The organism is Isoptericola hypogeus (assembly GCF_039531145.1).
In the GTDB taxonomy this organism is placed as follows: Bacteria; Actinomycetota; Actinomycetes; order Actinomycetales; family Cellulomonadaceae; genus Isoptericola; species Isoptericola hypogeus.
The window spans coordinates 532,452-545,276 of the sequence record NZ_BAAAPM010000005.1 but is presented as its reverse complement, the minus strand read 5'-3'; the positions used below and the strand labels follow the sequence as shown (position 1 = coordinate 545,276).

Below are 12,825 nucleotides of genomic sequence, written 5' to 3'. Positions count from 1 at the left end.
GACCTCCTGGGAGTGCGGGTTCGCCGTCAGTGGTGCAGCGACAGCTTGAGGACGATCATCGCGACGCCCAGCAGCCCGGCCAGCGCGGTCGAGACGAGGCGGCGCGCGCCGGTCAGGCCGCTCGCGGTGCTCATGCGCCAGCCGACGACGACCAGGAGCGCGAGGTTGACGAGGAGGGCGACGTCCACCGCGAGCGCCGGCTCCACCTGCAGCAGCGCCTCGGCCAGGAGGACGAGGCCGGGGATCGCGCAGGCCGCGACCAGCGGCAGCCCGTCGGCCGCGATCTCCCGGCGCTCGTGCGGGGCGAGCGTGCGCCGCAGGTGCGTCCGGGCGGCGATCACGTGCGCGTAGGTCTCGGCGCACCAGTAGACGACGAGCGTGCCGGCGAGGAGGGCGGCGACCCGGAGCAGCCCCAGGTCCTCGGGCGCGGCGGCGAGGACCGAGCCGGTGATGACCAGCCCGTACAGGTACGCGGGCCCGCGCCGGTCCGCGCCCGACGCCGGGCCGGGGCCCTCCCGGTCGGGGGCCGGGTCACGCGGCGGGGGCTCGTCCGTCCGCACGCCGGCCTACTGCCTCGCCATCGCGACGCGAAGGCGCTCTTCCGGACTGACGAGGTGGTCGGCGTCGTGCCCGCCGACGTCGAGCTGGACCCAGCGGAGGCGACCGGTGAACCGGCTGGTGCGCGCGGTGTAGTCCGGGGAGACGGTCGTGCCGGACTCGTACCCGACGTCCGTCGTCTCGTCGGCGGAGAACACCAGCGGCTGGGTCGCCTCGACCCTGCCCGACCCGACGAGGGTGCCGTCGTGGTAGAGCGTGACGTCACCGCCCTTGCCGAACCCGCCGCCGTCGTACGCGAGCTCTGCCCGCAGCTGGTGGGTCCCGGTCGGGACCGGGTCGTCGGCCGTCACCCGGTACAGGTGGATGCCGAGCACGTTGTAGGCGAACGTGAGCCGGCCCTCGTGGACGTACACGCTCCACCCGCCGAACCGGCCGCCCTGGGCGATGACGACGCCGTGCGCGCCCGGGCCGGGCACCTCCACCTCCGTCGTCACCGAGAACGACCGGTTCTTCACGCTGACCACGCTGTTCTCGCTCAGCCGCCCCATGCCGGGGTAGAAGAGCTGGGACGACCCGCGCACCAGCGTCGGCCGGCCCGCCATCGTGGGCTCCAGCCGCTCGGACGTGCGGTCGTCCAGCGGCAGCACGTTGTACTTGGTGGCCTCGATGAGCCACAGCCGCTGGAGCCTCGCGAGCACGTCCGGCCGCTCGGCGGCGAGGTCGCGTGCCTGGCTGAAGTCCGTCGACCCGTCGTACAGCTCCCACACGTCGTCGTCGAACGCCGGCACCGTGCCCCCGACCATGACCCACGGCGTCCGGTGCTTGGTGACGGCGCTCCAGCCGCGGTGGTAGACGCCGCGGTTGCCGAACATCTCGAAGTACTGCAGGTCGTGCCGCTCCGGTGCGTCGGCATCGCCGAAGGCGTACAGCAGCGACGTCCCCTCCATCGGGGACTGCTGCACGCCGTTGACCATGACCGGCTCGGGCAGCCCCGCGGCCTCGAGCACGGTGGGCGCGACGTCGATGACGTGCGCGAACTGCGACCGCAGCCCGCCCCGCTCGGCGATCCCCCGCGGCCAGTGCACGATGGTCCCGTTGCAGGTGCCGCCCCAGTGGGAGGCGACCTGCTTGGTCCACTGGTACGGGGTGTCCATCGCCCACGCCCAGCCGACGGCGTAGTGGTTGTACGAGCTCGGCGACCCGAACTCGTCCATCTTGCTGCGCATGAACTCCGGCGTCTCGAGCGCGGCCATCCCGTTGAAGTTGGCCATCTCGTTGAACGCGCCCTGGACGGTGCCCTCCGCCGACGCCCCGTTGTCGCCGATGATGTAGAGGACGAGGGTGTCGTCCAGGACCTCCAGGTCCTCGAGCGTGTCGATCAGCCGGCCCACCTGCACGTCGGTGTGCTCCAGGAAGCCGGCGTACGTCTCCATCTCGCGGGCGAGCACGGGCAGCAGGTCGTCGGGCATGTCGTCCCACGCGGGGATCTCGTCGTGCCGCGGCGTGAGCTCGGCGTCCGCCGGCACGACGCCGAGCTCTTGCTGCCGGGCGAACGTCCGTTCCCGCTGGACGTCCCAGCCGTCGTCGAACGCGCCCCGGTACTTCTCGATCCACTCCGGCGCCACGTGGTGCGGGGCGTGCGCCGCCCCGGGCGCGAGGTACACGAAGAATGGCCGGTCGGGCATGAGCGCCTTCTGCTGGCGCACCCAGCCGCAGGCGTGGTCGAGGAGGTCCTCGGTGAGGTGGTAGCCCTCCTCCGCGGTGGCGGGGGGCTCGATCGGCGTCGTCCCGTCGTAGAGCGCGGGGTCCCACTGGTTGTTCTCGCCGCCGATGAAGCCGTAGAACGTCTCGAACCCGCCGCCGCCCGTGGGCCAGGCGTCGAACGGGCCCATGGGCGACGTCTGCCAGACCGGCACCTCGTGGCACTTGCCGAACTGGGCCGTCGAGTACCCGTTGAGCTTGAGCGTCAGCGGCAGCGGGGCCTTCGTGTTCGGGCGCAGCGAGCTGTTGCCGGGCGCCGACGTCGCCGTCTCGGTGATGCTGCCCATGCCGACGGAGTGGTGGTTGCGGCCCGTGAGCAGCGCCTGGCGGGTCGGGGCGCACAGCGCCGTGGTGTGGAACCGGTTGAGCCGCAGCCCACCCGCCGCGAGCCGCTCGGCCGTGGGCGTGCGGCACGGCCCGCCGAAAGCGCTGGCGGCCCCGAAGCCGACGTCGTCCAGCAGGATCACGACGACGTTCGGCGCGCCCTCGGGCGGCAGCAGCGGCTCGATCGGCGGGTAGGACGTGTCCGGGTCCTTGGCGTCGTAGGTCGTCAGGCCGGGCGCCGGCCGGTCCGGGACGGGCAGCATCGTGCGGGCGTGCGCGTAGGGTCGCATGGCGGCCTCCCCGGTCGGGTCAGAGACGAGTACGTCACCACGCTAGGAAGCGGGCCGCGGCGCCGCATCACCCAGACAGGGTGAGGCGGCGGCGCGGTCGCGGACGGTCAGGGCCGGCGCTGCGACCGCTCCGCGTCGTCGAGCACGGCCCGCGCGGCCGCGAGCCGGGCGATCGGCACCCGGTACGGGGAGCAGGACACGTAGTCCAGCCCGATCTCGTGGAAGAGGGCGATGGACGCCGGGTCGCCGCCGTGCTCGCCGCACACGCCCGTCTTCAGCCCCGGCGTGGTGTCCCGCCCCTTGCGGACGCCGATCCGCACGAGCTCGCCCACGCCGTCTCGGTCGATGCTCGCGAACGGGTTGGCCGGCACGACGCCGCCGTCGAGGTAGGCCTGCAGGAACGAGCCCTCCGCGTCGTCGCGGGAGATCCCGACCGCCGTCTGCGTGAGGTCGTTGGTGCCGAAGGAGAAGAAGTCGGCGTGCTCCGCGATCCGGTCGGCGACCAGCGCGGCGCGCGGCAGCTCGATCATCGTGCCGACGGCGTACGGCAGGCCGTCCGGCACCTCCTGCGCCATCTCGTCGGACCATGTCTCCTCGACGACGTCGCGCATCCGCCGCAGCTCCTCGGCGAACCCGACGAGCGGCACCATGATCTCCACGCGCGGGTCAAGCCCCCGCGCCCGGACGGCACGGGCCGCGCGGGCGACGGCCCGCACCTGCATCTGCGCGATCTCGGGGTACAGCAGCGCGAGCCGCACCCCGCGGGTGCCGAGCATCGGGTTGGTCTCGCTGAGCCGCTTGACGTGCGCGAGCAGTGCGCGGGCGTCGTCGAGCTCCTGGCCGGCCGAGTGGCCCGCGGTCCCCGCGTCCTCCAGGCGCTGCACCAGCACGGACTGCTCCACGAGGTCCGGGAGGAACTCGTGGAGCGGCGGGTCGATGAGCCGGATCGTCACCGGCAGCCCGCTCATCGCGGCGAAGATCTCCTCGAAGTCCGCCTGCTGCATGGGGAGCAGCCGCTCGAGCGCCGTGGCCCGCTCGTCGGGGCTCTCCGCAAGGATCATCGCCTGCACGACCGGCAGCCGGTCGGCGGCCATGAACATGTGCTCCGTGCGGCACAGCCCGATGCCCTCGGCCCCGAGCTCGAGCGCCTTGGCGGCGTCGGCGCCCGTGTCCGCGTTGGCGCGCACGCCCAGCCGGCGCACGTCGTCGGCCCACGACAGCACCTCGCGGAAGTCGTCGGTGATCTGCGGCGGTACCAGCGCCAGCGCCCCCGCGTACACCTCGCCGTTCGACCCGTCGATGGTGACGGTGTCGTCCTCCGAGAGCACGGTGTCCCCGACGGTGAACGTGCGGGCCTCGGCGTCGATGCGCAGGTCCCCGGCGCCCGCGACGCACGGCTTGCCCATCCCCCGTGCGACGACGGCGGCGTGCGACGTCATGCCGCCATGCGCGGTCAGCACCCCCTGCGCGGCGATGACGCCGTGGATGTCGTCCGGCGTCGTCTCCCAGCGCACGAGCACCACGGCCTCGCCCGCCTCGCCGCGGGCCGCCGCCGTGTCGGCGTCGAAGACGAGCGCGCCGACGCCCGCCCCGGGCGACGCGTTGAGCCCGCGGGTGAGCGGCTCCTGCCCGTGCTCGGGGTCCAGGCCCGGGTGCAGCAGCTGGTCGAGCTGGGCCGGCTCGATGCGGCGCAGCGCCGCCTCCCGGTCGATGACGCCCTCGGCCACCAGGTCGCGCGCGACCTTGAGCGCCGCCGCGGCGGTGCGCTTGCCGGTGCGGGTCTGCAACAGGTACAGCGTCCCGTCGTCGACGGTGAACTCGATGTCCTGCATGTCGCCGTAGTGCTGCTCGAGCCGCTGCATGGTGTCCAGCAGCTCGCGGTAGGCGTCCGGCAGCACCCGCTCCATCTCGTCGAGCGGGCGCGGGGTGCGGATCCCGGCGACGACGTCCTCGCCCTGCGCGTTGACGAGGAACTCGCCGTAGAGCTCCTTCGCCCCGGTCGACGGGTTGCGCGTGAAGCACACCCCGGTGGCGGAGCCCTCGCCGCGGTTGCCGAACACCATCTGCATGACGTTGACGGCCGTGCCGAGGTCGTCGGGGATGTCGTGCGCCCGGCGGTACACGCCCGCGCGCGGGGTGTCCCACGACGCGAAGACGGCCTGCACCGCACGGCGCAGCTGCTCGCGCGGGTCGGTCGGCAGCTCCTCGCCCGTGTGGTGCCGGGCGACGGCGCGGAAGGTGGTGACGAGCTCCCGCAGGTCGTCCACCGTCAGCCCGGTGTCCTCCCGGACGCCGCGGCGCCCCTTCAGCGCGGCGATCTCGTCGGCGAACGCGTGCGCCGGCACGCCCTCGACCACCTCGCCGTACATCTGCAGGAACCGGCGGTAGCAGTCCCACGCGAAGCGCGGGTTGCCCGACTCCTCGGCGAGCCCCGCCACGGAGTCGTCCGAGATCCCGAGGTTGAGGATCGTGTCCATCATCCCGGGCATGGAGACGACGGCCCCGGAGCGGACGGAGACGAGCAGCGGGCGCTCGGCCGCGCCCAGGCGTCGGCCGGTCCGCCGCTCGAAGGCGTCGAGATGCTCGAGGATCTCCTCCCACAGCCCCTCGGGCCAGGTGCCGCCCGCCTCCATGGCGGCCACGCAGGCCTGGGTCGTGACGGTGAACCCGTCGGGGACCGGCACGCCGATGCGGATCATCTCCGCGACGCCGGCGCCCTTGCCGCCGAGCAGCGGCTTCATCTCAGCGCTGCCCTCGGCGAGGTCGTAGACGAGTCGGTCCGTCCTGGGGGTGGTGGCCTGGCTCGTCATCGGTCGGTCGCCTCCGTCTCGGGGTCCTGCTCGGGGACTGTATGGGCGCGACGGCGCGCCGTCACCAGCTCGATGATCCGCCCCGCGGCCTCCTCCAGCGCGAGGGAGGTCGTGTCGAGGACGGGGCAGCCGAGCCGGCGCTGGACGCTGGAGATCTCGTCGAGCTCGTCGTAGATGCGCGCAAGGTCCGCGTACCCGCCGAGGCGGCCCGCGTCGTGGCCACCGGCGCCCATGAGGGCGACCCGCCGGCGGCGGATCGTCAGCAGCCGCTCCGGGTCGATCGTCAGGCCGACGACCTTCCACGCCGCGACCCGGGACAGCACGGGCGGCGGGGCGAGGCCCGCCACCAAGGGGATGTTCGCGGTGCGGTAGCCCAGGTAGCCGAGGTACATCGACAGCGGCGTCTTGCCGGTCCGGGAGGCACCGACCAGCACGACCTGCGCCTCCTCCAGGCTCGCGTCGGTGACGTGCCCGTCGTCGTGGGCGACGGCGAACTCCATCGCGTGGATGCGCTCGAAGTAGTCGGCGGCGAGCCCCACCGGCTGGACCAGCCGTGCCGGGGTGGCGCCCGTGCGCGCGGTGACGGCGTCCAGCGCCGGGGTCAGCAGGTCGGCGCACGGGATGCCGAGCTCGGCGCACCTGTCGAGGACCTGGGCGTGCAGCGTCTCGTCGACCACCGTGCAGAACACGACCGCCTCCGCGGGTTCGGCACGCAGCTGGTCCACGACGTCGTCCAGGCCCTCCTGGCTGTGCAGCCGGGGATGCCGCACGACGACGACGTCCTGCCCCGGGTACTGGGGCTGCACCGCGCGCGCCACCCGGGCGCCCGTGTCGCCGGTCGAGTCGGCGACCACGTGGATGACGACCCGCGCCGGCGCGTTCACCCGACCAGGCTAACCGCGTCGCCTCCCGGCGGATCGCCCGCGCCCGTCGCGCAGCGCCGAGGGCTCGTCCGGGGCACGATGGGGCGGTGGCGAGCATCCTCATGTCGGCGATGCCGTTCGCCGGGCACGTCGCACCCGTCGCCGCGGTCGCGCGCGAGCTCGTGCGACGCGGGCACGACGTCCGCGTGCACACGGGGAGCGCGTACGCGACGACGTTCGCCGACGCAGGGGCGACGCCCGTGCCGTGGCGACACGCGCGCGACTTCGACGAACGGGATCTCGCCGCCACCTTCCCGCGGCTGCGCGACCGCAAGGGCGCCCGGCAGATGATCGCCAACGTCCAGGCCCTCTTCCTCGGGACGGCGGCCGGCCAGTGCGCGGACCTGCACGACGAGTTCCGCCGTCGCCCCTGGGACCTGGTGGCCGCCGACTCCCTCGCGCTGGGCGCCCGGTTCGCGGCCGAGCTCTCGCGGCGCCCCCGCGTCGCGCTCAGCGTCGTGCCCCTGGCGATCCCCGACCGCGACGCGCCGCCGCCGTTCCTCGGCCTCGACCCGCTGCCGGGGCCGGTCGGGCGCCTGCGCGACGCCGCGCTGTGGGGTGCGCTCGAGGTCGCGACCACGCCGCTGCGCCGCGCCTACGGCCGCGCGCGACGCGACGCCGGGCTCGGCCCCACGCCCGAGCGGCTGGACGAGGTGTGGCTGGGTGGCGACGACGTCGTGGCGAGCGGCGTACCGGCCCTCGACCGGCGGGAGTCGTGGCCCGGGCTCGCGCGGTTCGTCGGCGACATCGCATGGGAGCCGGGCGGCGCCGTGTCGCCCCGACCTGCCCGCCTGCCGGACTGGTGGCACGACGTGCGCACGGCCGAGGTCCCGGTGGTGCACGTGACCCAGGGGACCTACAACGTCGACCCGCACGACCTCATCCTGCCGTCGGTCGAGGCGCTGGCGGGGCGTGATGTCCTCACCGTCGTCGGCCTCGCTCCCCGGACCCCGCCGCTTCCCGGCCCGCTGCCCGCGAATGCGCGCGTGGCGACGATGCTGCCGTACGACGAGCTGCTGCCGCGCACCGCCGTCGTCGTGACCAACGGTGGCTGGGGCGGTGTGCTCGCGGCGCTGCGGCACGGCGTCCCGCTCGTCGTCGCCGGCGGCGATCTCGACAAGCCCGAGATCGCCGCACGCGTGCAGAGGGCCGGCGCAGGGGTGAACCTGCGCACCGGGACCCCGACCGCGCGACAGGTGCGTGACGGCGTCGGGCAGGTCCTGACCCACGGCCGCTACGCCGCGGCCGCCGCCCGGATCGGCGCCGACCTTCGTGCCGCCGGAGGGGCGCCCGCCGCCGCGGACGCGATCGAGCGTCACCTGCCCTGAGCCAGCAGGCCCGGGTACGAGGTCAGGACGCCGTCGCGACCAGCCGCTCCAGCGCGGCGCGGGCGGGCGGGCCCCACGACGGCTTGCCGCCGGGGCGGCCGTGGTCGCCGGCGTCGCCGACGAGGAGCCCGCCGAGCGCGGTCCGGACCGCCCAGCCGCGGGCCCGACGTCGCGTGGCGTCGTCGGCGGCGGGACCACCCGGGCCGCCCGTCCGGTAGACGTCGTGGAAGCGTTCGAGGGCGCCGTCCGGCAGCAGCGTCCACGCGGACGCGAGGTCGCAGGCGGGATCGCCGACGGCCAGGTCGCCGAAGTCCACGACGCCGCAGAACGTGCCGTCCGCGGTGAGCACGTTGGCCGAGTGCAGGTCGGCGTGCAACCACACCGGCGGCCCGTCCCACGCGGGCGCGGCCACCGCGTCGTCCCAGACGGCGCGCACGACGCCCGGGTCGGCGACCAGGCCGAGCCGGCCGGCCTCGGCGAGCCCGTGCTCGACGCCGTCGGCGGCGTCCACCAGCGGCCCACCCCTGACCCTCCCCCGCGGCGCGTCGTGCGGCACGGGCAGGTGCAGGGCGGACAGGAAGGCGGCCAGGACGTCGGCGGCCTCCGGCCGGGTGGCCGGGGCCAGGTCGGCGGGGGTGCCGGGCACCCACGTCGTGACGATCCAGGGCCGGCCGAACCGCTCGCCCGGCTCCCCCAGCCGCCGCGGCACCGGGACCGGCAGCGGCAGGTGCGGCGCGAGCACCGGCAGCCAGGCGTGCTCCTTGCGCAGCAGGTCGTCGGCGCGGTCCGTCGCCCACGGCAGCCGGACGGCGAGGTCGTCGCCCAGCCGCCACAGCTGGTTGTCCCAGCCCTTGGCACCCAGGTCGATCGGGAGGTCGGCCAGGTCCGGGTGCTGCTCGCGCAGCAGGTCCCGGACCAGGTCCGCGGTGATCTCGACGTCGGTGGTGGTCACGGGGAGCAACCGTAGCGTCCCGGTCGGTCGAGCCTGCGCCGTCCTGAGCCTGTCGAAGGGTCGAGGCCAACCGACCTGGGTTTCGACAGGCTCAACCGGCGGCGCGCGTGCCCACCCCCGCGGCGGCGCTCACGTCGCCGAGGACGATCGCGTCGATGAGCTGGCGCGCCCAGGCGAGCACCTCGGCGCCGCGCAGCGGGCGGCCGCCGATGCGCGCCGTCGTCGGGAACGGCACGAGGAACGCGCGGATCGCAGGCTTGAGGATGGTCCCCGGGTACAGGCGCTTGAGCCGCAGCTGCGCCGACTCCGGCAGGTCCACCGGCGCGAACCGCACGTACTTGCCCTGCGCGGTGACGTCGGCGAGGCCGGCGCGGCGGGCGTGGTTGCGGAAGTCGGCGACGTCGAACAGCGCGGACGCGACGTCGGGCAGCTTGCCGTACCGGTCGACCAGCTCGGCGCGGATCTCCGCGAGCGCCGCGGCGTCCTGCGCGGCCGCGATCTTCTTGTACGCCTCGAGGCGCAGCCGCTCGGTGGCGATGTACGACTCGGGCAGGTGCGCGTCCACGGGCAGCTCGATGGTGACCTCGGGCTGCTCCTCCTCGCGGTCGCCGCGGAACGTGGCGACGGCCTCGCCGACCATGCGCACGTACAGGTCGAAGCCGACGCCCGCGATGTGCCCCGACTGCTCGCCGCCGAGCAGGTTGCCGGCGCCGCGGATCTCGAGGTCCTTCATCGCGATCTGCATGCCCGCGCCGAGGTCGGTGTGCGCGGCCATCGTGGCCAGGCGGTCGTGCGCCGTGTCGGTGAGCGGCCGCTCCGGGGGGTACAGGAAGTAGGCGTACGCGCGCTCGCGCCCGCGGCCCACCCGCCCGCGCAGCTGGTGCAGCTGCGACAGGCCGAGCACGTCGGCCCGCTCGAGGATGAGCGTGTTGGCGTTGGAGATGTCCAGGCCGGTCTCGATGATCGTCGTGCAGACCAGCACGTCCAGCTCCTTCTCCCAGAAGGCGCGGATCACCTGGTCGAGCTGGTGCTCGCTCATCTTGCCGTGCGCGACGCCGACGCGGGCCTCGGGCACGAGCTCACGGAGCTTGGACGCGGTGCGGTCGATCGTCTCGACCTTGTTGTGCACGTAGAAGACCTGGCCCTCGCGCAGCAGCTCGCGCCGCAGGGCCGCGCCGATCTGCTTCTCCTCGTACGCGCCCACGTACGTGAGCACGGGGTGGCGCTCCTCCGGCGGGGTGGCGAGCGTCGACATCTCGCGGATGCCGGTGACCGCCATCTCGAGCGTGCGCGGGATCGGCGTCGCGGACATCGCGAGCACGTCCACGTTGGTGCGCAGCTGCTTGAGCGTCTCCTTGTGCTCGACGCCGAACCGCTGCTCCTCGTCGACGATCACCAGGCCCAGGTCCTTGAACCGCACCGACCCGGTGAGCAGGCGGTGGGTGCCGATGACGATGTCGACGGTGCCCTTGCCGAGACCCTCGACGGTCTCCTTGGACTCCTTCTCCGACTGGAACCGGGACAGTGCCCGCACCGTCACCGGGAAGCCGGCGTACCGCTCGGAGAACGTATCGAAGTGCTGCTGGACCAGCAGCGTCGTCGGGACCAGGATGGCGACCTGCTTGCCGTCCTGCACCGCCTTGAACGCGGCACGGATGGCGATCTCCGTCTTGCCGTAGCCGACGTCGCCGCACACGAGCCGGTCCATCGGGACCGCCTTCTCCATGTCGGCCTTGACCTCGTCGATCGTGACGAGCTGGTCGGGCGTCTCGACGTACGCGAAGGCGTCCTCCAGCTCGCGCTGCCACGGAGTGTCCGGGCCGAAGGCGTGGCCCTCGGTGGCCATGCGCGCCGAGTACAGCCGGATGAGCTCGCCGGCGATCTCCCGGACGTGCTTGCGGGCCTTCGCCTTGGTGTTCTTCCAGTCCGCGCCGCCCATCTTGGACAGCGACGGCGACTCGCCGCCCGTGTACTTCGTGACCTGGTCGAGCTGGTCCATCGGGACGAACAGCCGGTCGCCCGGCTGCCCCCGCTTGGACGACGCGTACTCGATGACGAGGTACTCGCGCGTGGCCGCGTTCGCGCCCGCGCCGAGCGTGCGCTGCACCATCTCGACGAACCGGCCGACGCCGTGCTGCTCGTGCACGACGAAGTCGCCCGCCTTGAGCTGCAGCGGGTCGACGACGTTGCGCCGCCGGCTCGGCATCTTGCGCATGTCGCGGGTCGTGGAGCCCTGCCGGCCCGTGAGCTCGGACTCGGAGAACACGGCGAGCTGGAGGTCCGGGGCGACGAAGCCCTTGCCCACCAGCGCCGGGGCGACGAGCACGACCCCGCCGGTGGGCTCCTCCCCGAGCGCGGTGACGAGGCGGGCGGCCGTGTCGACGGCGGAGAGCTGCTCGACCATGCGCTTGGCCGGGCCGTGGCCCTCCGTGGTGAGCACGAGCCGCCAGCCCGCACGCTGCAGCGTCTGCACGTCGTCGAGCGCGCGCTGCAGGTCGCCGCGGTAGTGCTCGACGTCGCGCGCGCCGACGGTGAACGTGACCTCGCCGGTCGAGCTCGTCGAGACCCCAGGGTTGGTCTCGACAAGCTCGACCGACGAGGGCGTCTCGACAGGCTCGACCGACGATGCGTCTCCGGCGTCGAGCGAGAAGCTCGACAGCGTCCACCAGCCCAGCCCCCGGCGGGCGGCGACGTCGCGCACCTCGGTGAACGTCTCGAACGACGCCGCGGACAGGTCGATCGGCGCCGCGCCCCCGGCCACCGCGCCGGTCCAGGCCGCGGCGAGGAACTCCTCGGTCGTGGCGACGAGGTCGTGCGCGCGCCGCCGCACGCGCTCCGGCTCGTCCAGGATCAGCAGCGCGTCGTCGGGCACGAGCTCCAGCACCGGGACCATCCGGTCCACGAGCACGGGCGCGAGGGACTCCATGCCCTCGACGGCGATGCCGGCCGCCAGCTTGTCCAGCATCTCGATCGCGCCCGGCAGGCGCTCCACCAGGGCGGCCGCGCGCTCGCGCACGGCGTCCGTCAGCAGGATCTCGCGGCACGGCGGCGCCCACACGCCGTGCTCGGCGATCTCCAGCGAGCGCTGGTCGGCGACGGCGAACCAGCGGATCTCCGTGACCTCGTCGCCCCAGAACTCGATGCGCAGCGGGTGGTCCTCCGTGGGCGGGAAGACGTCGAGGATGCCGCCGCGCACCGCGAACTCGCCGCGCCGCTCGACCATGTCCACGCGCGAGTAGGCGGCGGCGACGAGCCGGTCGGCCACGTCGGTGAGGTCCGCCGTCGTCCCCGTGTGCAGCTCGACGGGCTCCAGCTCGCCCAGGCCGTCGACCACCGGCTGCAGCAGTGCCCGCGCCGGCATGACGAGCACCCGGATCGGGCCGGTCTGCCCGGGCTCGGCGGCCGGGTGCGCGAGGCGCCGGAACACGGCGAGCCGCTTGGAGACCGTGTCCGCGCGGGGCGAGAGCCGCTCGTGCGGCAGCGTCTCCCACGACGGCAGGACCGCGACGTCGTCGGCGCGCTCGTCGGGCAGGTACGCGCGCACCGAGGCGGCGAGCTCGTCGGCCTCGCGGCCCGTCGCGGTGACGACGACGAGCGGGCGTCGCTCGGCGGCCGCCGCGAGCAGCGGCGCGCGCACGCCCGCCGGGCCGACGACGTCGGCGGCGCCGCGCGCCCTGACGTGCTCGAGCGCGGCCGCGGCGCCGGGGTCGGCGAGGAGGGCGGGGACGATGCCGGTGAGGTTCATGCAGGTCCTTCGGGGCAGGTCGGACGGCGCAGGTCGGACGGCGCAGCGCTGTCGGTGCAGGCACGACGACGGGCCCAGCTCTCCCCGGGACGCACGTGATGCTCCCCGGTCGCTACCGGAGGGCACCATGGGGC

The 12,825-nt window shown here is 74.2% G+C and carries 7 protein-coding genes; 1 reads left to right on the top strand and 6 read right to left on the bottom strand.

The genetic code is table 11. From position 1 onward, the window contains the following. Positions 1-26: 26 nt before the first annotated feature. From ABD254_RS15070 to ABD254_RS15055, 4 genes are all read right to left on the bottom strand, one after another. Positions 27-560 (bottom strand): hypothetical protein, encoded by a 534-nt coding sequence (locus ABD254_RS15070; protein ID WP_344249242.1) that lies wholly within the window; start codon positions 558-560, stop codon positions 27-29. 6 nt (positions 561-566) lie between these two features. Continuing rightward, positions 567-2,933, bottom strand: a complete 2,367-nt coding sequence (locus tag ABD254_RS15065; protein ID WP_344249241.1) for an arylsulfatase — start codon at positions 2,931-2,933, stop codon at positions 567-569. Between the two features lie 107 nt (positions 2,934-3,040). Then, positions 3,041-5,743, bottom strand: a complete 2,703-nt coding sequence (ppdK, locus tag ABD254_RS15060) for a pyruvate, phosphate dikinase (RefSeq protein ID WP_344249240.1) — start codon at positions 5,741-5,743, stop codon at positions 3,041-3,043. Then, complete coding sequence (locus tag ABD254_RS15055) at positions 5,740-6,627, bottom strand: pyruvate, water dikinase regulatory protein (protein WP_344249239.1); 888 nt, start codon at positions 6,625-6,627, stop codon at positions 5,740-5,742. The genes ppdK and ABD254_RS15055 overlap by 4 nt, the downstream gene beginning before the upstream one ends. 86 nt (positions 6,628-6,713) lie before the next feature. Between ABD254_RS15055 and ABD254_RS15050 the strand changes: the two genes are divergently transcribed. Continuing rightward, a complete protein-coding gene (locus ABD254_RS15050) occupies positions 6,714-7,994 on the top strand; it encodes a glycosyltransferase (RefSeq protein ID WP_344249238.1) in 1,281 nt (426 codons plus the stop codon). A gap of 22 nt (positions 7,995-8,016) precedes the next feature. Here the strand turns inward: ABD254_RS15050 and ABD254_RS15045 are convergent, their stop codons facing one another. Both ABD254_RS15045 and mfd read right to left on the bottom strand, forming a co-directional pair. Next, positions 8,017-8,946 (bottom strand): aminoglycoside phosphotransferase family protein, encoded by a 930-nt coding sequence (locus tag ABD254_RS15045; protein WP_344249237.1) that lies wholly within the window; start codon positions 8,944-8,946, stop codon positions 8,017-8,019. A gap of 91 nt (positions 8,947-9,037) precedes the next feature. Continuing rightward, the gene (mfd, locus tag ABD254_RS15040; RefSeq protein WP_344249236.1) at positions 9,038-12,691 is read right to left on the bottom strand and encodes a transcription-repair coupling factor; all 3,654 of its coding nucleotides are present in this window, start codon (positions 12,689-12,691) and stop codon (positions 9,038-9,040) included. Between the last annotated feature and the right edge of the window lie 134 nt (positions 12,692-12,825).

Excerpts from the sequence above, each read along its gene's own strand:
- ABD254_RS15065 (WP_344249241.1), bottom strand. The coding sequence starts at position 2,933 with ATGCGACCCTACGCGCACGCCCGCACGATGCTGCCCGTCCCGGACCGG.
- ppdK (WP_344249240.1), bottom strand. The coding sequence starts at position 5,743 with ATGACGAGCCAGGCCACCACCCCCAGGACGGACCGACTCGTCTACGAC.
- mfd (WP_344249236.1), bottom strand. The coding sequence starts at position 12,691 with ATGAACCTCACCGGCATCGTCCCCGCCCTCCTCGCCGACCCCGGCGCC.